31 protein-coding genes are annotated in these 23,650 nt (G+C 38.4%); 13 read left to right on the forward strand and 18 right to left on the reverse strand.

Annotation, left to right across the window (positions count from 1 at the left end; translation table 11 throughout):
* Positions 1–44: 44 nt before the first annotated feature.
* Complete coding sequence (locus HYV86_00175; protein ID MBI2572254.1) at positions 45–458, reverse strand: hypothetical protein; 414 nt, start codon at positions 456–458, stop codon at positions 45–47.
* Between the two features lie 96 nt (positions 459–554).
* On the opposite strand from HYV86_00175, the gene HYV86_00180 reads away from it, so the two are divergent.
* The 3 genes from HYV86_00180 (at position 555) to HYV86_00190 (ending at position 3,091) form a co-directional block, all read left to right on the forward strand.
* Positions 555–1,127 (forward strand): NUDIX domain-containing protein, encoded by a 573-nt coding sequence (locus HYV86_00180; GenBank protein ID MBI2572255.1) that lies wholly within the window; start codon positions 555–557, stop codon positions 1,125–1,127.
* 261 nt (positions 1,128–1,388) lie between these two features.
* Entirely contained in the window at positions 1,389–1,673 is a 285-nt protein-coding gene (locus HYV86_00185; GenBank protein MBI2572256.1) for a cold shock domain-containing protein, read from the forward strand.
* Between the two features lie 125 nt (positions 1,674–1,798).
* Complete coding sequence (locus HYV86_00190; protein MBI2572257.1) at positions 1,799–3,091, forward strand: cation:proton antiporter; 1,293 nt, start codon at positions 1,799–1,801, stop codon at positions 3,089–3,091.
* Between the two features lie 8 nt (positions 3,092–3,099).
* On the opposite strand, the gene HYV86_00195 is transcribed toward HYV86_00190, so the two are convergent.
* Together HYV86_00195 and upp are read right to left on the reverse strand one after the other, a co-directional pair.
* Positions 3,100–4,122, reverse strand: a complete 1,023-nt coding sequence (locus HYV86_00195; GenBank protein ID MBI2572258.1) for a class I SAM-dependent methyltransferase family protein — start codon at positions 4,120–4,122, stop codon at positions 3,100–3,102.
* Between the two features lie 43 nt (positions 4,123–4,165).
* The gene (gene upp, locus HYV86_00200) at positions 4,166–5,020 is read right to left on the reverse strand and encodes a uracil phosphoribosyltransferase (GenBank protein ID MBI2572259.1); all 855 of its coding nucleotides are present in this window, start codon (positions 5,018–5,020) and stop codon (positions 4,166–4,168) included.
* A gap of 178 nt (positions 5,021–5,198) precedes the next feature.
* On the opposite strand from upp, the gene HYV86_00205 reads away from it, so the two are divergent.
* Positions 5,199–6,113: a hypothetical protein gene (locus HYV86_00205; protein MBI2572260.1), complete on the forward strand. Its 915-nt coding sequence runs from the start codon at positions 5,199–5,201 to the stop codon at positions 6,111–6,113.
* Between the two features lie 48 nt (positions 6,114–6,161).
* Entirely contained in the window at positions 6,162–6,698 is a 537-nt protein-coding gene (locus HYV86_00210) for an NUDIX domain-containing protein (GenBank protein ID MBI2572261.1), read from the forward strand.
* 33 nt (positions 6,699–6,731) lie between these two features.
* Here the strand turns inward: HYV86_00210 and HYV86_00215 are convergent, their stop codons facing one another.
* Positions 6,732–7,514 carry a hypothetical protein gene (locus HYV86_00215; GenBank protein ID MBI2572262.1) on the reverse strand — a complete coding sequence of 261 codons (783 nt, stop codon included), beginning with the start codon at positions 7,512–7,514 and terminating at the stop codon, positions 6,732–6,734.
* Between the two features lie 86 nt (positions 7,515–7,600).
* Between HYV86_00215 and HYV86_00220 the strand changes: the two genes are divergently transcribed.
* A complete protein-coding gene (locus HYV86_00220) occupies positions 7,601–8,317 on the forward strand; it encodes a hypothetical protein (GenBank protein MBI2572263.1) in 717 nt (238 codons plus the stop codon).
* Here HYV86_00220 and HYV86_00225 read toward each other — a convergent pair whose 3' ends face one another.
* Both HYV86_00225 and HYV86_00230 read right to left on the reverse strand, forming a co-directional pair.
* A complete protein-coding gene (locus tag HYV86_00225) occupies positions 8,318–9,154 on the reverse strand; it encodes a Bro-N domain-containing protein (GenBank protein MBI2572264.1) in 837 nt (278 codons plus the stop codon).
* A 280-nt stretch (positions 9,155–9,434) separates the two neighbouring features.
* The gene (locus HYV86_00230) at positions 9,435–10,187 is read right to left on the reverse strand and encodes a helix-turn-helix domain-containing protein (protein ID MBI2572265.1); all 753 of its coding nucleotides are present in this window, start codon (positions 10,185–10,187) and stop codon (positions 9,435–9,437) included.
* A gap of 113 nt (positions 10,188–10,300) precedes the next feature.
* Between HYV86_00230 and HYV86_00235 the strand changes: the two genes are divergently transcribed.
* The gene (locus HYV86_00235; protein MBI2572266.1) at positions 10,301–11,443 is read left to right on the forward strand and encodes an ABC transporter substrate-binding protein; all 1,143 of its coding nucleotides are present in this window, start codon (positions 10,301–10,303) and stop codon (positions 11,441–11,443) included.
* Here HYV86_00235 and HYV86_00240 read toward each other — a convergent pair.
* The gene (locus HYV86_00240; GenBank protein MBI2572267.1) at positions 11,440–12,252 is read right to left on the reverse strand and encodes a 2OG-Fe(II) oxygenase family protein; all 813 of its coding nucleotides are present in this window, start codon (positions 12,250–12,252) and stop codon (positions 11,440–11,442) included. The genes HYV86_00235 and HYV86_00240 overlap by 4 nt on opposite strands.
* Before the next feature lie 67 nt (positions 12,253–12,319).
* Between HYV86_00240 and HYV86_00245 the strand changes: the two genes are divergently transcribed.
* On the forward strand, positions 12,320–13,072 hold the full coding sequence (locus tag HYV86_00245) for a hypothetical protein (protein MBI2572268.1): 753 nt from the start codon (positions 12,320–12,322) through the stop codon (positions 13,070–13,072).
* Positions 13,073–13,139: 67 nt separating this feature from the next.
* Positions 13,140–13,748 carry a hypothetical protein gene (locus HYV86_00250; protein MBI2572269.1) on the forward strand — a complete coding sequence of 203 codons (609 nt, stop codon included), beginning with the start codon at positions 13,140–13,142 and terminating at the stop codon, positions 13,746–13,748.
* Here the strand turns inward: HYV86_00250 and HYV86_00255 are convergent.
* The 3 genes from HYV86_00255 to HYV86_00265 are packed head-to-tail and all read right to left on the reverse strand — an operon-like array spanning position 13,745 to position 16,448.
* On the reverse strand, positions 13,745–14,296 hold the full coding sequence (locus tag HYV86_00255; GenBank protein MBI2572270.1) for an NUDIX hydrolase: 552 nt from the start codon (positions 14,294–14,296) through the stop codon (positions 13,745–13,747). The genes HYV86_00250 and HYV86_00255 overlap by 4 nt on opposite strands.
* A 16-nt stretch (positions 14,297–14,312) precedes the next feature.
* On the reverse strand, positions 14,313–15,350 hold the full coding sequence (locus HYV86_00260) for a flap endonuclease-1 (GenBank protein MBI2572271.1): 1,038 nt from the start codon (positions 15,348–15,350) through the stop codon (positions 14,313–14,315).
* A gap of 60 nt (positions 15,351–15,410) precedes the next feature.
* A complete protein-coding gene (locus tag HYV86_00265; protein MBI2572272.1) occupies positions 15,411–16,448 on the reverse strand; it encodes a hypothetical protein in 1,038 nt (345 codons plus the stop codon).
* 116 nt (positions 16,449–16,564) lie between these two features.
* On the opposite strand from HYV86_00265, the gene HYV86_00270 reads away from it, so the two are divergent.
* Both HYV86_00270 and HYV86_00275 read left to right on the forward strand, forming a co-directional pair.
* The gene (locus HYV86_00270) at positions 16,565–17,167 is read left to right on the forward strand and encodes a hypothetical protein (protein MBI2572273.1); all 603 of its coding nucleotides are present in this window, start codon (positions 16,565–16,567) and stop codon (positions 17,165–17,167) included.
* Positions 17,168–17,213: 46 nt separating this feature from the next.
* Positions 17,214–17,414, forward strand: coding sequence for a hypothetical protein (locus tag HYV86_00275; protein MBI2572274.1), 201 nt, complete (start codon positions 17,214–17,216; stop codon positions 17,412–17,414).
* On the opposite strand, the gene endA is transcribed toward HYV86_00275, so the two are convergent.
* Both endA and radC read right to left on the reverse strand, forming a co-directional pair.
* A complete protein-coding gene (gene endA, locus HYV86_00280; protein MBI2572275.1) occupies positions 17,411–18,067 on the reverse strand; it encodes a tRNA-intron lyase in 657 nt (218 codons plus the stop codon). The genes HYV86_00275 and endA overlap by 4 nt on opposite strands.
* Before the next feature lie 32 nt (positions 18,068–18,099).
* On the reverse strand, positions 18,100–18,837 hold the full coding sequence (radC, locus tag HYV86_00285) for a DNA repair protein RadC (protein MBI2572276.1): 738 nt from the start codon (positions 18,835–18,837) through the stop codon (positions 18,100–18,102).
* Positions 18,838–18,941: 104 nt separating this feature from the next.
* Here radC and HYV86_00290 point away from each other — a divergent pair, with 104 nt between their 5' ends.
* The gene (locus tag HYV86_00290) at positions 18,942–19,427 is read left to right on the forward strand and encodes a hypothetical protein (GenBank protein MBI2572277.1); all 486 of its coding nucleotides are present in this window, start codon (positions 18,942–18,944) and stop codon (positions 19,425–19,427) included.
* A gap of 34 nt (positions 19,428–19,461) precedes the next feature.
* Here HYV86_00290 and HYV86_00295 read toward each other — a convergent pair whose 3' ends face one another.
* The 4 genes from HYV86_00295 to HYV86_00310 are packed head-to-tail and all read right to left on the reverse strand — an operon-like array spanning position 19,462 to position 21,840.
* Positions 19,462–20,085 carry a hypothetical protein gene (locus tag HYV86_00295; GenBank protein ID MBI2572278.1) on the reverse strand — a complete coding sequence of 208 codons (624 nt, stop codon included), beginning with the start codon at positions 20,083–20,085 and terminating at the stop codon, positions 19,462–19,464.
* Positions 20,086–20,087: 2 nt separating this feature from the next.
* Positions 20,088–20,573 (reverse strand): RpiB/LacA/LacB family sugar-phosphate isomerase, encoded by a 486-nt coding sequence (locus HYV86_00300; GenBank protein ID MBI2572279.1) that lies wholly within the window; start codon positions 20,571–20,573, stop codon positions 20,088–20,090.
* Entirely contained in the window at positions 20,573–21,487 is a 915-nt protein-coding gene (locus HYV86_00305; protein MBI2572280.1) for a class II fructose-bisphosphate aldolase, read from the reverse strand. Before HYV86_00305 ends, HYV86_00300 begins: the two co-directional genes overlap by 1 nt.
* The gene (locus tag HYV86_00310) at positions 21,487–21,840 is read right to left on the reverse strand and encodes a hypothetical protein (protein MBI2572281.1); all 354 of its coding nucleotides are present in this window, start codon (positions 21,838–21,840) and stop codon (positions 21,487–21,489) included. The genes HYV86_00305 and HYV86_00310 overlap by 1 nt, the downstream gene beginning before the upstream one ends.
* Positions 21,841–21,941: 101 nt before the next feature.
* On the opposite strand from HYV86_00310, the gene HYV86_00315 reads away from it, so the two are divergent.
* Positions 21,942–22,466 carry a hypothetical protein gene (locus HYV86_00315; protein ID MBI2572282.1) on the forward strand — a complete coding sequence of 175 codons (525 nt, stop codon included), beginning with the start codon at positions 21,942–21,944 and terminating at the stop codon, positions 22,464–22,466.
* Here HYV86_00315 and HYV86_00320 read toward each other — a convergent pair.
* Together HYV86_00320 and HYV86_00325 are read right to left on the reverse strand one after the other, a co-directional pair.
* Entirely contained in the window at positions 22,453–23,010 is a 558-nt protein-coding gene (locus HYV86_00320; protein ID MBI2572283.1) for a DUF84 family protein, read from the reverse strand. The two genes, HYV86_00315 and HYV86_00320, sit on opposite strands and share 14 nt — an antisense overlap.
* A 34-nt stretch (positions 23,011–23,044) precedes the next feature.
* A complete protein-coding gene (locus HYV86_00325; protein MBI2572284.1) occupies positions 23,045–23,569 on the reverse strand; it encodes a DJ-1/PfpI family protein in 525 nt (174 codons plus the stop codon).
* Positions 23,570–23,650: the final 81 nt, after the last annotated feature.

Consider the following 23,650-nt stretch of genomic DNA (forward strand, 5'->3'; position numbering starts at 1 on the left):
TTTCACCAAAATTCTCTTTAATCAATGGAACAATACTAATCATGCTAAATTATTTTTTTCAAATCCTGATTAATCACAATCGGTTTCATCGACTCAATTTCAGAAGTGTATAAATCAATCTCTGGGACCGGATTATACAAAAAGATCTTCATTCCAAGTACATACGCAAAACCCATTTCTAAGAACGTATTGCCGCCAACATAATTTTTGATTCCTTTGCGATCAAGATTTAACACTAGCAACGCATCTGCTCCTTGCATTAAATCCCAAAATTCTTGGAGGGTGTCGTAATCTTTTTTTTGTGTCAATTTAATGTGTTCTTTTTCGGCATCATTCTTACCAATAAATGCGGAGGCAAATGATGTTACGCGTACTTCATGTCCGAGTGCTTGCAATAGTTTTTGCACTTCGAGCATTTTTTCAGTGAAGTGCATCGAACCACTAATACAAATGATCATTCCATTCTTCTAAAATCTTGATATTATAAATTTTATCAACGAGGACACCATTAAGAGTACGAAATATTTTTAAACTCTAAACTCAAAATACTTCTTATGTCCATAACCACTCCCCTTGAACAACCACGTGAAGTGTATCATGGTAAAATTCTTCGAGTTCTCCATCAAAAAATGCAGGAAAATCAACGCCAAATTGAATACGAATGGGCGGAACGATCCCCTGGAACACGTTTAATCATTATCAAAGACAAAATGATCTTGCTTACGAAAGAATACCGCACCGAATTAAAAGACTTTGATGTTCGCTTGCCGGGAGGAAAAGTCTTTGACACACTTGATGAATATGGTGTCGCACAAGAAAAAGGAAAGTTGTTCATCATTGAACACGCCCATACCGCTGCCAAAAAAGAAGCTCTTGAAGAAGCAGGCATTATCTCCCATAACATCTCTTTATTCCATCATTCCAAAAATGGAGCAACCGTGACATGGGATCTTTTTTATTTCATCATTGATTCATTCTCAACAACCACGCAGAAATTAGAATCTGGCGAGCACATAGAACCAGTCTGGTTTACATTTGAAGAAGCCAAAAAACTTTGTCTTGAAGGCAAAATGAAAGAAGATCGCAGTGTAGGAGTTTTACTCCGTTTTCTTCTCCAACAAACATAAAAAGTATTATGGGCGCTAAGAAGTTACTACCGTTCATCACCAAGCCTAGCTTTCAGTTGGTGTTCACTACTATCATCGCGCTTTCCACGATCGTAAAAAAGAACAATTTCTTTATAGATGTTTGCGTCTAATCGCCTGATGCTCTGTTCATCAATTTCCCATCATAACCTTTATAAAAAACATAGTCATTTTTCCCCTATTAGTCAAGTTGTTGGCTGATGACATCAGAAAGAGTACTTTCTGTATTGGAGGAAAAGTAAAATGGAAGGAAGTGTAAAGTTTTTTAACCGTAAAAAAGGATTTGGATTCATCGCAGGCGATGATGGCAAAGAATATTTCGTGCATTTCACGGGTCTTGCAAAAGGAACATTCTTACGCGACAATGATCGAGTATCATTCGAAGGCGGAGAAGGCGATCGTGGTCTTAAAGCTACAGAAGTTACTTTGACCCAAAAAGCATCTGAACGCTCCGATGTTGCTCCTCGAGCTCAATCATCCTCTCAATCTTCCTACGATGATGAGGAAGACGAAGATCAAGACGCATAAATTGTCTTTTTATTTTTTTTATTCGGTTTCTTTCTCTTTATATAGTCGGTTGCTTTGTTATCTCAATTTACAAACTAGAACTCTAATCCGCTTTATTTAAAAACCCTATTTTAGATCATTCATCTATGGCTATCACCATCGATCCTACTGCACTCACTCACTTTTTTATCGCACTCTTTTCTTTACTTCTGGCAGCTCATACCTTTGGTTATATTTTCAACAGGTTCGCGTTACCTCGTGTCGTTGGTGAAATCGTGGGCGGGATTCTGCTAGGCCCAACATTCTTAGGATATTTCTTTCCAAATGTGTATCACACTATTTTCATCGAACAGGGTGTCCTTCTTGCAACTCTTTATTGGTTAGGATTAGTACTCTTGATGTTTACTTCTGGCTTCGAACTCGAACGTAAATTCGATAAAGCCGATAAAAAAACGATTCTCGCTTTGGTACTTGGAACAACTCTCATTCCTCTTTTATTTGGCTGGGTCGCTACCTCATTTTTCGATTTAAACAAACTCGCAGGCCCTGCAAATAATCTAATCTCGCTAAAACTTGTAATTACTGTTAGCCTTGCTATTACTTCTATTCCAGTTCTCTCCAAAATCTTTCTGGATTTGGGTATCATCAAAACAAGCTTTGCTAAACTAGTCCTAGCCACAGCAACAATTCATGACATTATTCTCTGGGTCTTTATTTCCATTGCAACAGGCTTAGTTACCACTGCTGCGATTTCATTTACAAACATCTTCTTTCATGTTCTCATTTCTATTCTATTTTTCTTAGTGGCATTAATGTTAGTTCCCAGAATTATCGATGCTATCGCCAAATTACAGCTTCGCCTTATTCCCCTTAATTACGAATTGCCTGTCATTGTTCTTATTCTTCTTGCATTCACTGTTATTGCCAGCTTACTTAACATTAATCTCGTCTTTGGCGCTTTCCTTGCAGGTATTGTTATTAATTTCATTCGCAATCCCCGATTTCAAGATGCCAAACAACACATCAAAGATTTCTCATTAGCATTTTTGATCCCCATTTATTTTGCCGTTGTTGGTCTCAAAATTGATCTTATCCATCATTTAGATCTCTCTTTTCTTGCTCTCTTCATTCTTTTTGCTATTGTCGTGCAAACCATCGCTGTGCTTATCACTACCCGCTTGCTCAAATATGACTGGCTCACCAGTTTCAATTTTGCTGTCGCATTAAACGATCGGGGCGGACCATGTATTGTTTTGGCAACTGTGGCATTTGACCTAGGAATTATTAACGAGACATTCTTTGTCACATTAATCCTGCTTGCAATAATCACCTCATTAACCGCTGGAATTTGGTTCAAATACGTTGTCAAGAAAGGCTGGTCATTGTTGGAAAGCACTAATAAAAATAGATCGGAATCAGAAAAACCAGAGGCTAATTAATAATTCTTCTACTTCGTCCTTGTAATATCAAAACAAACTCTAAACACGCGAGGGGCAAACTGTCCACATTTTACAGGTTCATTTACGTTGACCTTATATCCAGAATCTTTACAAATCCCTAACACTTTTGTTCTCTCGGTCTCAAAATCATCTACATCTAAGAAAGCATAGAGGTGAATCATTCCTCCAACTTTAACTTTAGGCAACGCAATAGGTAAAAATAACTCTCCTGTTTTTGGAAGAGGCATAGCAATGCGATGAAATGATTCTTTAATTTTAGGCAAAACAAAACGAACATCTCCTTGCAATAAAGTAATTCTGTTTTCAAGATGGTTTAACATCACATTTTCCAACGCATATTGGTGTCCGAATGGATTAAGCTCAATGCCCCATACATGCTGCGCAGCAGAATGTTTCGCAATAACCAGCGGAAATGGTCCAGCACCAGAAAACATCACTAACACGTTCTCATGAGGTTTTACCAATTTAGCAATACGTAGTCGTTCATTTGCCGAACGCGCGGAGAAATACACTTTTTCCAGATGTAATTTAATTTTTACTCCATTCTCAGTATGAATTGTCTCTTTGCTTCGTTTACCCGCAAGAACACGCACTGTACGTGTGCGATATTCTCCACTATGGATCTTATCTTTGCCAACAACGGTTGTAAGATGTTTATTAACTTGTAAATATGCTTGTGCAATAATCTTTTCTTTTGTTTTCAGTTCATCTGGTATTTCTAAGATAAGAATAGACCCTACCACTTCTTGCGATTGCGGAATCAATGTAATCTCTTTGGGTGTTAGTGTGTCCTTGAGAACATCTTCAATTGTTGGTTCTTTTTTCTTTTGTGGAAATGCAAACTTTGTATCAACTACTGTAGCATTAGGAATAGTCACTTTTTTCACAATCGGAAAATACATCGATCCCATTTCTTTCATTGCAAGATAATCTTTATTAATCAGATTTTTTGCAATGAGGTACTCTTTAACTCGTTGAGCATTTTGTAGGGATGTAAACGCAGCAAGCATACTGGTTCTATCTTTTCTACGCTATTTAAAGATTATGGGAAGATTACTTACCTGATAGTCTTTGCATAACTTCTGCCACTCTTTCGTGCCTAGGTGCGCCATTCGAAAGAATCGCTGCACGCAAAGCAGGAACTAGTTCTTGAGGATCATATGCTCGTAAAATCCCCTCTATAATATCCAATAAATCAGATCCTCCATTATAACATAAATCTCCTGCATCTCCCAATCCAGGGTCAATAAATGCCCTTGCATCTAAGCGAGGATCTATGGAAGCTGTCACAACTATGCTCTCTGGAATTTGTGTAAGAACGCGTTCTATTCCTGGTTTTGCCGAAATGACAGACGTAACCACAGTTAAGCGTGGTGTTCCATACTTGCCGGTGAGCATTTTGTATCCTTCTGTAAAACTACTTGCGGAAGCAAGCATGATATCTGGTGCAACTAAGATTTTTCCATCTAAACCATTCTCTGGTATTTGGTCATACGTAATTTTTACTCTAACACTTCCAGCTACGGCATCATAGGCACCAGCGCCATGGTCTCTTTTTATATCCATAAATCCCACTGGGGCTTGACGAAACACATTTTGTGTTCCTTCTACTAAAGGATTAGCTGCTCGTAGAATGTTAAGAAGAAGTGGTTCCTCAATACGTAGATCAACTTCAGCAACCCCATTAACCGTGGGAATTTCATAATGCTTTAAGCCTAATCGGTCTCCAATAACTTTTTCTGCTTCATAAGCTAAAAAAGTTCCAACTTCTCTTGCATTTACACGAAAATAATGAGCATCTCCTTGAAATAAAAAATGCCTCATGTGCGATACAAGCCTACGTATATGGGGGCTAGTTACAGCTAGTTCAACATATCGTCCATCATATTGAGAATCCATTGCAACCATAAAATACACCTCTAGTAGAATTAAACACAAATTGTTTCATCAAAAAAGATATCCTTTCCTTCATCCTATAAAAAGATTACTAAAGTCTAGAATGGAGATCTAAATTAAGTTGTGTAATAGAAATAATTCTCTAACTGATACTGGACAATTTATATATCTCTTTTACTTTTATCTCAAAATGGCAAGACGCAAGGCTCGCAGTCGTGGCGGCATTCTCGGAAAAATGGTTCGTTTCCTACTCAAATGTATCTTTGTCTATCCTTTTCAAGGTTTATGGTTTCTGCTTAAACAAATTTATTATATAATTCATGATCTTGTGAGTAAAGAAAAACATACCCTCCCAGAGTCGGATAAAACTGGAAAGAAAAAAGAACTCCAGAAAGGAAAAGACACGTCATCTCAACAATTGCAACCGATTGTTCGTTCCGGTTCTCTTCATCACGATGCCGTTTCTACACCACTTCAAGAAGTGCATTCTTTCGAAGGAGATTTCGAGAAATTTGAAACAAAACTCTATACACAAAAAAGCACCATTGGTCTCATTCTCGGCGCTCGCGGAACCGGTAAAAGCGCCTTAGGTATGCGTATTCTCGAAAACATTCATGCCCAGACCCAACGTGAGGTCTATGCATTGGGGTTCAAACCTGAAAGCCTTCCTAACTGGATCACTACGGTCTCATCACTTGACGCCGTTCCCAATGGTTGTTTCCTCTTAATCGATGAAGGGGGACTCACATTTTCCAGCCGTAAATCCATGAGTGATAAAAATACCCTTCTCTCAGAACTTCTCTTTATCGCACGTCACAAAGACGTCAGTGCGCTTTTCATTACGCAAAACTCTGCAACGATTGAAATTAATGTTCTACGTCAAGCAGACTATCTCCTCCTTAAACCCTCCAGCCTGCTCCAAAAAGAATTTGAACGCTCAAAGATACAAGATATGTATAAAGACGTTGACGACTACTTCCAAAAGCACAAAGACACCGTTGGTTTGACTTACATCTACGCAGACGTCTATCGTGGTTTTATGACAAATACGCTACCTTCATTTTGGAGTGAAGGTGTGAGCAAAGCATTTGCGAAAAAGAAGTAAAGTCTTCAAAGACTAAATCTTTTTTAACATATTTGAGATCCTAATCATATGCCTCGCCCAGAAAAAGAAATGACCCTTTGTTTTCTTGTACGTCAAACTGAAACAGGCAGAGAGGTTGCACTTGCTGCGAAAAAGCCTAATCAAGATCAAGGCGGTCAATGGTCATATGAGAATGGTTATGGTGGAAAAGTAGAAGCAAGTCAAACACTTGAGCAGGCTGCACTTGATGAAGTGCAAAAAGAGTCGACTGTCGTTGCCGTACCAGAAGACCTTCGATACCATGGCTACATTGACTTTCATGTCCATAAAGAATTATTTGGCGAAGGAAAAGGTCTTGATTTTCGCTGCCATATGTATCTTCTCGAGAAATGGCAAGGTGAACCGCAAGAAACATCCGAGATGGGTCCACCACGATGGTATCCAGTCAATAACATTCCTTTTGATCGTATGTGGCCAGCTGATCGCCACTGGGTCGAAGAAGTAGTCGCGTGTGGTATGAATGTGTATGGAGAAGTATATTTTAAACCAGAGAAGACTACCATCTCATTGGGTTTTAGAAATAGCAATCCTGATTTAATTAAGTAAATTCGAAAAATTTCCTAACTTTTTTCTTTCTTTTTACTCCCAACCGATCTTCTTCATAAACTCAGAAATAGGGTTTCTTTCAAGAACTGACGTTCGTTCTAAAAACTGTTCTTGCGGTATTCTCTGGTTGTATCTGCCTATGGGCTCCCCCCAAAAGGTTTCATTTGTTAACACTTGTGACACTAACCATTGGTCTATTCTACGATCACTCATAGCATTTTTTTGCCTTTCATCGGGTGCATTGGCCCAAGTGTATCTTTTGTGTGGAAAGAAAAAGAGTTTTCCGCTCCAAAGTTCATGATGTTCAACCCCCTCTAAAGATCCACCAATAATCGAACCTGCAATCATATACTTTCTATGTCCCTGCAAGTAAACATTCAGATTTTTATAACGATCATCATCGAAACATCCATCGTCGTCTTCAAAACATTTCGCATCGGGATTTACACAAATATCTCCTCCATCTCCCACAATTAAATGTGCTGCTCCCTGCATCGTTGTAACTTCTTTTTCGTCTCCCCAATGATCTGGGTTGGTCCAATCAGAAGTTAGTATTTGGTCTACTCTTCTTCCTTCATAATACTCCTTAGGTCTCCTTCTGTGAACCGGTTGCATTGCGATCCTTGTTATCCATAACTGCCAATCTGTGAATTTACCTAAATCCCAATCTGCTATAACACACCCAGCAATCAATGATTTAGCATATTCCCTCTGGTTATATTCAATTGGATTTTGTGGGATGAGTATAACATGTCCTATCGCTTCTGCTACATATTCTCCCCATCCTATTGAACGCTCATCAGTAATAAATTTCATACCTCATCCAAATCTACCTTATTCATAATCAATAGTAGTAGTTCTACACAACAACACTTTTAAAGAAGACAAAAAAAAGAGGTCTTATGATCGAAAAATCTCTTCAAGAGTTAGGCCTAAGCCCTGCAGAAATCAAAGTATTTCTCTCTCTTTCACAAAACGGTCCCTCTTACGCAAATCAGATCAGCAAAGAAATAAAGCTTCATCGAACAAACGTGTATGAGGCTCTTGATCGTCTTAGTTCAAAAGGGTTAGTGTCATACATTAAACGTAATAATCTTACCTGGTATGAAGCAAAAGATCCTACTTACTTACTAAAAATTCTGGAACAAAAGAAACAGGACTTAGATACTACCAAAAAAAAGCTCCAAGAAGAAATAAAGAGTCTTACCTCACTAAACAAAAATCATCTCGAAGCAGGCATTTACGTTGGCAAAAAAGGACTGCGGATGCTTTTTGAAGATATACTTGAAACAGAAAAACCAATCTCATTAATCGCAGCACAACTTCAATTTAAAGAATTCTTTGGTCCCTATTTCGAACTCTGGCACAAGCAGAGAGCGGAGAAGAAGATTGCTATGCGTTCAATCTTTCCAAAATCAATGAAATCAAAACTTACTCAACGTCCATGCCTTCAATATAAATTTGTAAGTGGTCAATTTACCAACCCTACTACTACCATTATCTACGCAAATAATTGTGTGCTCATCGAGTGGGGGGATGAACCCGTAGCAATAAAAATTCAAAGCGAGAAAATTGTGAAAACGCACTTAAATTATTTTAACCTGATCTGGGAGAGATAGTCACTTCAGTATTTTCCTTTTCTTTGACTCAGGCTCTCGCAGATAGTTCTCAGTTGTGCTAATTGGTCTTCCTAATTCTTTTTCAGTCTCTTTTCTTGCGTTGCCAGCAATGGTTCCACCTTTCACGGAAGCAGTCTTACATTCATTAAAACCATCAGCATCGTCTTTCTTTGTAATCTCAGTTGAAATCCGTTCACCTAGCATACCAAATAATAATTCTAGATCATTCATATGATCTCGGAGATTCTCATTTTTCAGGCTTTTGAGATCTTTGTACTCTTTTGGTGTTAAACCAAACGTTGCCTTGGAGATCTCTGCCGTTAAGATGGAAAACTCCTTGCCTTCTTTGACACCTCGTTTTTTCCATTCATCTGTCAATTCATCCCGAATCGCAATTCCTCTAACGCGCTTTTCAATCCATTCCTCCGAGTATCCTTTTTGTTTATACAACTCTTTCATACGTTTCTGAGCTAATTCGGGGTCTTGAATTTCTTGGACGCGTTGATACCCTGTCTTTGCCAACCAGAGCTTGAATGGTTCTGCTTTAGGAGAGGGGATAGATTGGATAATACGAAAAAGACCCTCAGTATTAGAACAATCAGTAGTGTAAAACTTTCCATCTGAAGAAGGTAATTTCAGTTGTCGACAAAATGTCGATAACTCAGCACCTGTAGATTCTTGCTCTCTTTTTTTGAGTCTATACCAATAGTCCTTGGCATCTGTACTATCAGTTAAGACTTGAACCGCATCTACAACAGAAAACCACCATTCATTCTCATGCCAGAGCTTACGAATCTCTTTTCCTTCAAAAATGGATAATGCTTTGTATTCGTTCATATGTTTTATTACTAAATTGGTGGTTTATATACTATTCGCGGACTTGACCAGTGTGTCCTGTGCGATTTTGTATGGGGTGCTAGAAAAGTGAAAACTATCCTTTTTCTGTGCAGAAATGAAGCATGAAAAGCATAGATTTTCAGATATGAAACAAGAAAAACATAGTTTTTCTGTTCAGAAAATGTTTCATTTTCTTGAAACAAGTAGTTTCTTGTTTTCATGAGTGGTTTCTTTATCTCTTGCACCAAAAAAACTTGTTTTCTAGCTGCGTCCAGTGATTTTACTCCTTCGCATTCTTCCACATCAATTCAAAATAACCTCGAAAACTCTCTGCCATGCTCTTATCTCGTACCACTATCGTTAACGGAATCTTTGATATCAACACAAACATTACTACTTCAGGAAAAATATCGATCCAATGTGGGCTAGGAAATTGTTTAGGCAAATACCGCACAAACGTATTCTTCATTTTTGTGCGTAACTCTCCATACTTTCGAGCATCAGCGTTGTAAATAATGCGCATTCCCACATGTCGTTTTAAACGCTGTCGATGAAATTCTAAGAAATATCCTTCAAGAATTTCATTTGCTGACTTGGGACAGCCGACTGTAAGAAACGTTTCTCCTGGGTTATACGTAAGCATGAGCTCATCACGCACTGCTTTCATTGCTTGATAACCTTGGTAAATCTCTGCAATTGGTTTGTTGTCTATACTAGATCGCTGGAGTAATAGCTGTGGAAGAATGTCTTGTACCTGTTTCTTGGTTTTTGCTAACTCCTCCTCGCGTCGCTCAACATATTCAACAATCATGTGGGGGTCATTGGCAACGAAATATTTAGTTCCTTCTTTATGGATAAATCCCACTAGCCCTTTTTCAATAAGTTTGTCTAGAATATCATAAATTTTTGATTTGGAAACTCCGCTCTCTTTGCCAATTGGCCCAACAGTTGACTCACCCACTTTGTTCAGGGCGAGATAAACTTTGATTTCGCCCTTTGTCAAACCTAATTTTTCTAAAAGCTGCTCTTCCATAGTTCACCAATAGGCTCCGCTCTTTTTAATTCTTTCTAATGGTAACCCACTAAGGGGGGGACTTTGTTATTATACTTAATAGTAACTTCAAAGTGACATAAATGAGGTATACTATGAAAAAAATAACTTTATTTGGAATATTAATAATGGTGGTTTTGTTGGTAGTTGGTTGTACTAACCAAAGTCCAACGGGAGGAGTTGTAGTTTCTCACCCTAATGAACCAATTACTATTGGTGCATTATTTCCCCTGACTGGAGGATTAGCTCAGTATGGTGAAGTTTCCGAAAAAACTGCTCGTTTAATAGTGGACCAAATCAATTCACAAGGTGGAATCGACGGACAGCAACTTCATCTTGATGTTCAAGACCATCAATGCGATCCAAAACTTGCCGTAAGTGAGTTTCAACAAGCAACCCAAGCAAAAGGCATCAAAATCTTTACTGCCAGCGCCTGCAGCGGAACTGCTCTTAGTATTGCTCCACTTTTAGAACAAAACGATGCTGTACTACTTGGTACACTTCTCTCAACACCAAAAATCAGTGGGTCTTCTCCACGACTCTTTCGCAATTGGGCGTACGATAGTAAAGAAGCAGAATTATTTGCTCAACATATCAAAGAGAGCAACTACAAAAACGTCGGTATAATTTACGAGCAAACTGATTATGCAGCTGGGCTTAAAATCTCACTTGAAAAATTCCTCGAAGGATCTAACGTGAAAGTAACTAGTGAAGCATTCGCAACAGGCACAACTGATGTTCGTACTCAGCTACTCCGCTTGCAACAAGCAGACATTGATGTACTCTTCATCAGTCCACAAACTGTAACTAGTGGTGATATCGTACTCAAACAACTTAGCGAGCTTGGCTTTAATAGTAAACTTATTGTCAACGATAATATCGTCAAGTCAAAAGACTTAGTCTCACGATATGCTCCTTTGCTCGAAAGTGCAATTGGTGGAGATTTTGTCATTGAACAAACCAAAGAAGGAAAAGAAATGCTTGGCAAGTACAAGATGAAATACGGAGTAGAATGTGCACAACCAAACATTTGCTTAGGTGTGTATGATACGATGAATTTTCTCAGTCAAGCCATTGACCAAGTAGGAACAGAACCAGAAGCGATTGAACACTATCTTAAAACGAGTAGCTACAATGGAGTAACTGGGTTGCTTCGATTTGATAATTTGAACGATCGTGCAAACGCGGAATACTCTCTCTTTGAAATCCATAACGGAGAAGCAGTGCTTTCGAATTAACTTTTTTCTTTTTTTTCTTCTTTTGCTGTATGTGCTTCTTCGAAATGCACATTGCGCATCCCGCTATATCCCGCGAAAAACACAATTGACCAACGTGCTGTTTTCTCATCCCAACATTGCTCTTGGTTAGGTACGTCATGCCATGCAGGAGTAAACTCTCCATTTGTCACCTCTGGAAACATCAATCCTGGCAAGAATAGCACCTCGTGAGGATCATGTTCTACATAAGCAAGATTCTCTTCATCTTTGCCAATACGCAATCCCGGTCCGCTTTCTGTAAGAGCAAGTGTACATGCACCGCGATCATAATGACCTAATACCAGATGTGTTGAATCCGGGTCTGGATGATATTTCAAAAAGCGTAAATAAAAATATGGCTTTTTCTCAATCGGAAAGAAGCGTTGATGGATTTCAGGAAAATCTTTTTCAAAAGAGAGAATAATTTGTTGCATGAGGTACTTACTTTCATCATAAATTTGACGTGCAAGTTCGAGAAATTTTTTTAATTGTGGGTTTGCTTCTCGGACTTCTGTGGTAAAATAATTTTCAAAAAAATCATTGTAATGAAAAAAGTCAGTGGTTGTGGGATAACTCTTGAGGGTTGTCTTTTGAAAATAACCTATACGAGAACTACGATTATCTGGATCAATCTTAACTGCTGCAAAGTTGTTCTTAAATTCTTCAGATTCCAGAAGATGAAGAAAATACAAAGCTCCCAATTCCAACTTTTGCATTGAAATAGAACTCTTAACTAACGCATAATTCTTCTCCCTAATCTCTCGTTTCAATTTAAGATATGAAAAAGCCATAAACTCCTCTTCTTTGAGACATATTTATAATTAAAGGACGTTTCTAAGTCCTCCTAGTCCTATAACTATGGAAATCAAAACTCTGCTTAAAGAATTCGGCTTTACTGAATACGACGCACGCGTATACATGGCTCTCGCTACACTTCATAATGCTAAAGCATCAGATATTGCAAAACAATCCAATCTTCCCACCAATAAAGTCTATGAAAGCCTCATTCGTCTTGCATCACAAGGGTTCATCTCCATTATCGATCTAACACCTCGACAATACAAAATAGTGGGATTAGAAAAGTTTCGTGAAATCATGGAATCACGTAAACAGCATCTTGATCAACTCGGTCAAGGTCTTAACCAACTTCAACAAGAGATCGCAACAAAATCAATCACCTCGCAAGACATTGCTCTTGTTCTCAAAGGCAAAGAACATATCGTTCGTAAACTCAACGAGATCACGCCTCTCTCCAAGAAATATGCCTATTCCTGTGTTGGGCGTCTAATCTACCATCCCGCCAGTGTGCGCGTTGTATCACAAGCGATTAAACGCGGAGTTGACGTTCGTTTTCTTGTGCAATATCATCCTGAAGCAGAATCAGAAATCACTAAATGGAGCGCCGTTGGTGTGAAAATTCGTTATCGTCCTACCAAAGATCAAGAGAGCATTCGCTTTTCTACCATCGATGACAAATACGCTCGGATCACTTTTGGCGCACCAGAAATAACTAAACACGAAAATTATATTTCCTTCTGGTTAGAATCACCAGCATTTTCCTCATTACTTAAAGATCAATTTCTCACCATGTGGAGAAAAGCCAAGGAATAAATTTGTTCTAAAGTAGGACTGAAGGGAGTCGGGGGTGTTATTATAAGAGTTGCAGATTCTTCTTTGTATGAATGACATTACTCCTCGGTTATATGGTGGCGAAGGATATCACTGTAGGGTCTTAGAAAATAGGTTAGATTTACTTACAGCCGAGCAACCAAAATATGTTTTTTCAACGACATGCCAAGGAAACCTCCATTTGCGTAGCCAAGCGGGAACTGATTTTAGAGCTGAGATAGATCCCGGATCTGGTTTTAGGTTATTTATTTTTTTAATACCGGGGGATCTGGTGGGTAAGATTACTTATGCAGGTGTTACACTCTACTCCCCTCACATTAAAATTCCTGAAATACTACATTGGCCAAGTTTGAATGAATCACCTCCACGATGTTTTCAGGAACATCTTCCTGATGAAAGAGCATCGATTGATAGTATAGAACAAATTGTCTGTTATGACGTAGGAAATCAACCTTATTTTTTACGCCCATCTGCAAAGGAGAATGACAAAAGGGTGGTGAACAGAATGGAAGAGGCGTTTACAAAATGGAATAATTTTACCAGAAACACTCAACCAAAATCACTCCGCTGGTTCTACGATGCGTCCCGTTATATTAATAGAAAATTAGGGAAACTACCTTCAGTGCAACAAGATATACTCCCCTTGCAAGATTCTTAATTCTTTCTATTTTTCTCCATCCACCTTTGTGCTTTCAACAACACCACTATCGCTTGGGAGTTTGGGATCTCTCCACTATCGACCATTTCCACTGCTTTATGAAACGGCATTTTCACAATCTTAAAAGTCTCCACAATTTCAGGTTGTGGGGCGCAAAAAGTTAAATCCAACGCTAAATACAAATGAACTTTATACAGTGCATACGTAGGAAGGGGATAAATGATCCCTAACTCCACCATCCTTCCTGCTTTAATACCTAACTCTTCCGCTAACTCTCGTGTAGCCGCAGCAAGTGGTGTCTCGCCTTTTTCAATAGCGCCTCCTGCAACTTCAATCACTTCTTTTCCAATCCCATATCTAAATTCTTCTAAGAGGTAAACATTACCCTCTTCATCAATCGGAAGGACATGTGCCCCATCTTTTAAAGTAACATATCCAAAAACAGATTTAACACCAGAATGTTCTACTTCATCTTCCTCAAGCATTAACCACGGATTTCTATAGATAACTTTACTTACATCCACTCTCCATGGGCCTTTTGTTTTCATCTCTAAATCACCATCATCAAAAGAATTGACTAAGCCCTTTCTGGCTCATCTTTTGTTGTTCACTACCCAATTTACTTAAACGTGCCGCAACACGTTCAGCACTGAAATTATACTCATCTACAAGCAGGGTTTTCAACTCATCCTCTTTTATCTTCTTCCATTCTAATGTATACTCTTTGGTTACGGGAATATGCTTGATTGTATCAAAGACTTCTTTCCATGCTAAATCGGGATAACTCTCTTTCCACTTCACAAGCTCAAACACTTTTTCAAAATCATCCTTGTGTTCTTGCAATAATTTCAACGCTTTTTTAGGCCCAATGCCTTTGATACCACCAGGATTGTAATCTGTACCCACTAAAATCGCCAGCGCAATCAATTGATCTTGCGTTAATTTCAATGAGTCTAATACCTCACTTAGAATTACTTCTTCTGGCAACACCACTTCAATTGCCAATGTTCCTTTCTTACGTCGTTTTCCCTCCAAAGAAAGATTACGAATTAAACGTGGCGCACCAAAAATAAGGGTATCATAATCCTGTGAAACACACGCATACGCATCTTTCATACTAACCATATATGCTGCTTGCGCCTCGCCCTCTGATGGTGCTTGAACAATAGGTAATCCTAACGCGGCAATCACTCTTTGCGCATCAACAATCATCTCTTTCGTAAGTACTGCCGTGCGTGCAGACAGTTTTTTCATTTGATCATAATCACCAGCTTCTTCAGCAACAAGTAATTTCGCAGAAGCATCTGCCTTTGCCATCTTGCGTTTCTCCCACGTTTTTTGCTTGAGTGCTGGAGGAGTTCCATCAAACACAAAGACCGGTTTTACTCCATTCTCCATCAATGTTGCAGTACGACTAAACAATCCAATCAAATGGGACGTAACACGACCTTTCTTATCTGTAAGCAACGCGCCATCAACACCTCGAATCGAAGTAAGAAATTGATATAACATATTCATCGTATCAATAGCGACGATTTTTCCAGACAGGTTCTTCACCGTAATTTCCTTACGTGGAACAAGATCTTTAATAGAAAGGCCCATGATTCACAAAAAGTAGTTTTAAGTTAAAAAGGCTGTGGTTCTAGAGTATGTTGATAAAATTTACTTTCTCTCTATTCTTCGAATAATTGCATTTTCAAATGCATTGGCATCAACCATCTCAACTGCTTTTTTAGTCAATTCACCTGTATACAAGAACAGCAACGGCAATTTTTTCATCTGCGCTTCAATAAACGCTGCGGATAAATCTTTTTCATCAACTTTTGCCTTTTTCTTTGCTTTACAAAAGAAATGAACTTTTCCCAGAGGAGTATGCAATTGTGATCGCAAGTTAATTTCAGCGTTTTTACGTACTAATTCGCCATCAGCAATAAACATGTTCATAATTTGACAATAACTTTTAAGCTCAGCAAAAAAGGGATCAGCAAGACTAAATTCAGGCTTACTTGTTTCATGTGCGACCAATAACTCATCAATCGGTGTTTTCTCTTCAACTTCAACAATTGTTTTTTGTTTTTCTCGTTGTTTACGTACAACGGTCTTTCGTTCTTTTTCTATACTTTTGTCCTGCATTAATGTAGACACTACGGGCTTGATTGAGTCTTCATTAGATTTATTGGAAACTATATCTTGCTCTGGTTCAACCACAGCAAGATCAGGTACTTCTTCAGGAATAGTAATCGGAATCTGGGCAGGAGGGTGAAGAATATACGCAATTCGTTCATTTGCTTCTTGATTTGTTAACATGTGCCATTTCCAAAATAATTCTGTTTTATCTGGAGTGGTTACTTGTAATGGAACTGCAAAATCTTTAAGACTTCGAATCGCAACTCGGGGTAATAATTCCAATTCTGCCTCTCGTAGTACTCCTTCATTACGCAACATCTCTAACACTTCAAAATCTTTAGGATTAAGATTATCTTTTGCAAAGTTATACAATTGGCTCTCTTGACCGGGGACATAATATAATGGAGAACCGCCCCACTTAAGACTTGATACTTTTACTTTTCCTCGTGAAGAAAGGTCACTTAAATGGGCTGACGCAATAAGAATCTCTGTTTTAATGATCTTCGCCACTTTTGAGGGAATTGTCGGTCCACTTGTTCGAATAAACGAAAGAATTTGGTCTTCTGCGAGCATAGAAAATTCATGGGATAGCCGGTTTATATAATTTGTGATAGTCCATCGGAAGCATTCCACCTAGTTAGTAGTAAATGGAGGTAAATCTTTTATAATCAACACTATTTTAAAGAAAAATGCGTGAATTCATCCTTCTCTCCCTTAAAGGCACAACCAATGGTGAACGCTTTAGTATAGAACATAAAACCGAAGCAGGACTCATTTGCCGTACTATTTCTAACTGTATTTGGGTATCAAAAGGTATTCGCAAAGATACAATCGTACATGTTGTAATGAACGGCGCGCCTAACCCGCCACGAACAATTACTATCTCCAGCAACCACATCCCTGATGAATTTCCTTTTGATGAAACCGGTTTGTCTCAAATCATCAAAGATGCGCTTATTCTTGGAAAAAATCTTCTTCCTGACGAAGAAAAAAAAGTGATTGATGGAGTAACTATCTCAAAAGTATCTTTTGAAGCATTAGTACGAGAAAAAGCTTCTAAAGTCGCAACCTATTATCTTCATAGCAAAGGCGAAGATGTTCGTAGTATTCAATTTCCAGACCACAGTGTATTTGTGTTCGGTGATCTCTTTGGCATCCCTAAACTTACCGAGAAACTCTTAGAAAGAACCTGTACTGGTAGAATTAAATTAGGTCCTTATATGCTGTTCGCTTCCCATTGCCCTATTTTGGTTCATAATGAGTTGGATCGGATCGAGAAAGGCATGAGATAATTATTTAATCAAAATATTCTTAAAATAGACTCAAAATCAGCTAGTTATGTACAACCCAAAAATATTTAGTTATAATCTTGCGCAATGGGGAGTTATCGTGCTTGCATCTTCCATTACACTTGGTGCACTGTATCTAGCATTTAGTGATGATGGGATGACTAATCATTCTCAGATTCAGAACACACAAACCACAAATCAACAACAAAGAATAACACCAATAACTATTGATTCTATACTCGACGATTAAGGTCGCATCCATTTCACTTCATAATACGTGACATCTCCTTCGTCATCCACTACAGCAAGTAACAACCGCTTCTTCGTAGAATGAGCTACTCTGTTCTTCGCACTAAATTCATGCCATGTAAACACACTTGCTTCATGAACCGGATACACAATCCAACGTGCGTGATCCTCGCCAGGCTTAACACCACGATCATACACACGAAAATCCGCCCCAAATTTAAGAGCCGTTTTGATAATATAACCGCGGTTGCGCATATCTTTAAAGACAGAATACCGAATCCAAAAATTAGGTTCAACTTTGCGCGCTTTTTTCAGATAACTTTCAAATGCAACTGCGCGACCAGATTCACTACGAACAGTAAGACGTCCTCGTTCCATTAAATATAATGCTTCAAGTAAAGACAGTTCAACTTTGCCGCCTTCAACAGAGCAACCAAACCGAGATTGATTATATAATTCTCGTGATTCATCAGACGATTCAGTAATAACTCGTTCACCAGCAAGAATAGCTTCAACTACTTTTTTCTTTTTACCGTTTTCCTTTGCATCTTCTGTAACAAGAGGATCTACTTTAAGTTCTGTGAGTGTTTCTTCTTCTACAGCAATTGCTTCTTCCATTTCAGGTTCTACGGCTTTTTTATGATCTGGACTCATCATAAGGCTCTTTTTTACCCTGTTTTTAAAGGTTATGGCAGGGATGATTGCGCACTGATCTCATCACCAAACAATTCTCCCTGCGTTTTTTGTTCCCACTTTAGACTCTTTCTCCCTTCCTTCCAGCTCCAATATCCTTCTCTTCCAATAATCACATGATCCAGAAACGTAATTCCTACGGTCTCTCCGGTTTTTGCTAATCGTTTCGTCACTTCTAAATCCTGCGAAGAAGGTGTTGGATCACCTGAAGGATGATTATGTATTACTATCAACGCACTTGCACAGTGTCGAATTGCGCCATGAAATATCTCTCGCGGATGAATCAACGATGCATCAAGAATTCCAATAGTCACAATTTCCTCTTTAATTACTTTATTCTTGGTATCAAGATACATTGCTAACACTTGTTCTTGGGTAGCTCTACCTAATCTTGAAGTGTAACGTCGCGCCACATCTGCTGCGCACGTAATTGGCATTACTTGCTCTTCTTTTGTATCAACTCGCTTTGCCAATTCGAACACGGCAAGTAATTGACATGCTTTTGCCTTGCCAATCCCATATTCTTTCGTAAGCTGCGCTAATGAACAACGAGCCAACTCCTGCAAAGGATATTTTATCAGTAAACTATTACACATCTCTAAGATACTTTGCTTCTTCGTACCTGACTTAAGAATCAACGCCAGCAGTTCTGCCGATGAAAGACCATTAGTACCATATCGTTCTAATCGTTCTCGTGGACGTGAATCCAACGCTAATTCTTGAAACTTCATATTACTACAATTAAAAAACACATTAATAAAGCAACCGCGGACTTGACCAGTGCGGGAGTGGAAAATCACTAGATTTAAATCTAAATCCATGTCTTTAAACTTGCATGAAAAATAGAAAACAATTTTCATTTTTAATATTGGTTCTATGTATAGTAACAGTTCTCTTGTTTTCAATTGATAATTATATCATTAAAGCCGATAAAGACTATTTCCAACAACACCAAGAAGAACTAACTTCGACGCAGACTATTAACATGCCGGAAGGAGTCGTTACAAACTATTATTATGCCAATACACCGTATTCAACCCTCGCAAAAATATCCTATCTGGCGTATCTTATTATTCCAATTTTAGTCCTAGTTTTTTTAGGTAGAAGATATATTCTAAGCGGGGGAAAATTTCAACACAGTCTACTTCTTCCTATCTCCTTTATCTTCCTCACGTTTATCTTGCAATCAAAAAATATTATTAATGCTGTTGGCTGGGAGAAAATCTTTGGCATTATGTTAATAACGGGATATGGCATAATTGCATTAATTCTAACAATTATCATTAATCTATATTCTAAAAACAAGAAACGAGAAAAATAATTTACAAGAAAATCAGCGAGAAAGCCTCGATCCCCTATCTCAATTCCTTTCTTAATTCTTTCATCGCTTTCGCCGGATCTTGAGCCGCAGCCAAATACGATCCACACACCAACACATCTGCACCTGCCTTGGCTGCCCACGGTGCAGTTTTAAGATTCATATGTCCATCAACTATAATTTTGATTTTAGGATTTGCTTTACGTAATAAAGCAATATTTTTCAACCCTTGTGGAGCAAATGGCGCGCCATAAAATCCAGGTTGCACTGTCAAAACTAAAACATAATCTAAATCTCGCACGCGAGCCAACACTTTCTTAATATTAGTTTTAGGTCGAATAGCCACTGCTCTTTTTTTCTTATGTTCTTTTGTCCAAGTGAGATATTCTTCCCAATTTTCAATCTCTTCAAACTGAGGAATAAACAAGTCGATCTTTTTTTCATACTGCTTCATCCATTCCAAAGGTTTACGAATCATGAGATGAGCAGTATATTTATACGCGCGAGGAACAGTAAAATCAAACCACAACGAGGTGTTGGGGACACATTTTCGATCAGCAATATCCAAATGGAAACGAGAAGAAATTCCTTTTAATTTTCGAAAAAGAGCAGAAATCTCTTTTTGATTTTTTCCCATAATCGAAGGAACCAGTTGCACCATCGTTATTTTGTAACTCCTTCTAGTTTATGAATCTTTGCAATTCTACGTTTATGCCGAGCTAAATTTGAAAAAGGTGTTTTCAAAAAAATTGTAATCATCTTTGTTGCAAGTTGAAACGAGACTGCAGGTTGAGGTTTGAGAGATTGTCCTCCAGCAAGACATAACACATTCGCATCTTCATGTACTCGCGCCAGTTTTGTTTGAATGATTCCGTGGGGATTAACCGCGCGCGCTCCATTGATTTTATTCGCGGCAATACAAACACCCTCTGCTGAACCACAAAAAACAATTCCAATTGACTTTTCTTTAACCACTCGATGCGCAACTGCTGCAGCAAAATCAGGGTAATCATCATCAGGATTAAAAACCAGATCGCCGCAATCTTCAAATGCAATTTTTTGAGTCACTAACCATTTTTTTACTTTTTCTTTCAGAGCAAAACCTGCATGATCAGCACCAATGAATATTTTTTTTATTTTTTGAACCATTATGCTTTTCCTGCGCTTCCAAACAATCTAATTCGTTGCATAGCTACATCCATCATCAAATCGCGTGCCGGTCCTAAGATATGTCGTGGATCAAAATCTTTTGGTTGTTCCATAATCACTTTGCGTACTGCTGCATCAAACGCGATACGTAAATCTGTATCTGTATTAATCTTGCAAATTCCCTTTTTGACTGCTTTTTGAATCTGGCTATCAGGGACACCTTCAACACCATGCAGTTGCGCCCCATATTTCTCCGCCATTTTTACTAGAGTTCTAGGTACGCCAGATGCGCCATGTAAAACGAGAGGAATATGCACTCTTTGTTGAATTTGCTGTAAAATATCGATTCGTAATGATGCTTTTCCTGAAAATTTGTATGCCCCATGACTCGTTCCAATTGCCACTGCTAAAAAATCACATCCTGTTCTTTGAACAAACTCTGCAGCTTTTGCAGGATCGGTATAAATTATATTACGTGATGAAACTGTATCCTCAACTCCACCAATAGTTCCCAACTCTGCTTCGACCGTAATCCCTTTTGCATGGGCCATTTGCACTACTTTACGTGTGATTGCAACATTTTTTTCAAACTCTTCATGTGATGCATCAATCATCACTGAACTATATCCAATTTCAATAGCATGTTTAATGGTGTCTAGGTCCTTTCCATGATCCAAATGTAACGCAATAGGAATATCACTTATTTGTGCCGCTGTTGTAGCAAGACCATGCAAAAAACGCATTCCTGCATAATCAATTCCACCCTGTGATGTTGCAAGAATAATCGGGGATTTCAAATTTACTGCTGCTTGAACCACGCCCTGAAGCATTTCCATATTATTAATGTTAAAATGAGGTACAGCATATCCTGCCCGCTGGGCTTTTATCAAAAGTGTTTTAGTGTTGGCAAGCATTAAAAATCATCCTCAGCTATTGCTTGATGATGTTCTTGATAAAAATAATTTGTAACATACAATACTCCTGTCAAGAAAAGAGGCAAGGCAAGAATAACATACACAAACTCTGAGCTTTTTCCTAACCCTGTGAGTAAAATAATGATACTTTCTACAATAAACAAAAAGCCCCCAAATACATCAGTTCTCCACGCCATCAATGTCGTTGAAATCAAAATTAATGTTACAAGCATTCCTGCAAAAAAATGAGGTCCAAACCCATATAATACGATAAACCCTGCCATCCACAGTCCAACAATACTTGTAGAAAAAACTCGCGGACTCCACTCCAATGCTTTTGCAATTCTTTCCATCGTAGCTCTTTTTGATTATAGAGAAGATTTTGTTCTTTAAATGCGTTACGGTTAGTAGGGGGTAACGAATCTTTAAGAAGGTCTGTTTTTATCTAATAGTAATGGAATATGTTCCAAAAGAAGTTGCAAGAGCTCATGCATTATCTTGGCACCAAGCTCTTATTGGTACTGTGTTAAAACCCGTGAAAGAAGTTCACGAGAGTATTAATGATATTATTGATTTTTCCCCAGTACGTCTTGATGATCTTATAACGGGAGTAGAGTTAGTTTCTCGTTTCACACTAGACACATTAAGTCAACCATTAAATATGGTCCATGCTTTAATCAATCGTAGTGACTGCAGAGAGTATAGTTCACAAGAGACCAAAAAAAAGAAACAAGTCTACAAAACGGAACTATCTCAAAAATCATTTCAAGAATCTCCAAAACGACGATCTACTTCAGCATTCTATGATCAATCCCTTGCGAAATACCTTATCCGCAAAACGGTAGGTGTTGAATCTAACATTTTAAACATCGCTCGGCAAGGGGGAGACTCCACATTAGAAATATTGTATACTTTCATGAACACATTCAAAGAGCCTTTTCGTAATGAAAAAGAACCATATCATTTTACTCCCGTTTAATTTTTCGCACTGCACCCATCAACGCCATTTCCACTGCTACTTGAAGATAATCTTTTCGAGTAAGAACCCCCTGAGATAAAATCCCTACTGCTCCCTCTGCATATCCCACATACTCCTGAGTAGTTAATCCTGCATGTTTCATAGCTTCACTAAGATTGTATCCTTTCAAAAGAAAAGTCATAATCTCTGGTGGGCATTCAAACGCAGGTGAAAAGCCCAAAAAATATTCTTCTCCATCATAAATTGCACAAACACTACACTCTAAATACCCTACTTTTGATTCGGGTACTGCGCTAAATCCTGACTCAATACCTACTCCCCATGTTGAATCTTTCAGCGCTGCTCGTGCTCGTTGCTTTGCCCCTTCAATAGTATCACTGCGATTCATTGGTTGCGCCGGAACAGTAGTTTTCACTTCTATCTCTCGGACCTCTCTATCTTTCAAGAAAGAACATTTAAGTGCATATCGTTCTAATGCTTTTTCAACAGCAGCTATTTTTGGTGGTGCTAAAGAACCAACTGTAATAATTATTTTTGGAGTCATCTCTCTCTCTCTCTCTCTCTCTCTCTCTCTCTTCCTATTTTTGTGCTTTTCCCAGAACTTTTAACACTGCGTTGGCAAACGCTTCTGCAGCCATTGGTCCATTCGCCGTCACAATCTTCCCGTCAATAGTAACTGCTTCGTTCGTAAACGTTGCTCCATTAGTCGCAAGAATCGCTTCTTGTTTTCCATCAAGATTCCACACAGTAGCTTTTTTTCCTTTAAGCACACCTGCATATGCTAGAATCGTTGGTGCTAAACAAATAGCTCCTATCATTTTTCCCGTTTCAAGAGCATGACGCACCAGACTATGCGCTAATCCTTCTTTCTGATACACTGCGCTTCCAGGTCCTCCCACAAAAATAATAATATCAAAATCATTCTCAACTGCATCTGAAAGAGCAATTGCATTAACAGTGCCCCCCATAGATCCATGGCATAATCCTTTCTTCTTCGCAGCAGTAGTCACATGTATTCCCGCTTTTTCTAAAATCTCTTTAGGAACTCCATACTCTCGGTCTTGATACCCTTCATTTGCGATAATAAATAATGCTGTAGTCATAACAAAAAAAGAATGGGCTAATCTATATAATTCTTATTATAGTTTAGTTAAAAGTGCCATGATGGATACAAAAGAAAAAAG

The sequence above is a fragment of the Candidatus Woesearchaeota archaeon genome (assembly GCA_016188115.1).
In the GTDB taxonomy this organism is placed as follows: domain Archaea; phylum Nanobdellota; class Nanobdellia; order Woesearchaeales; family GW2011-AR9; genus JACPIK01.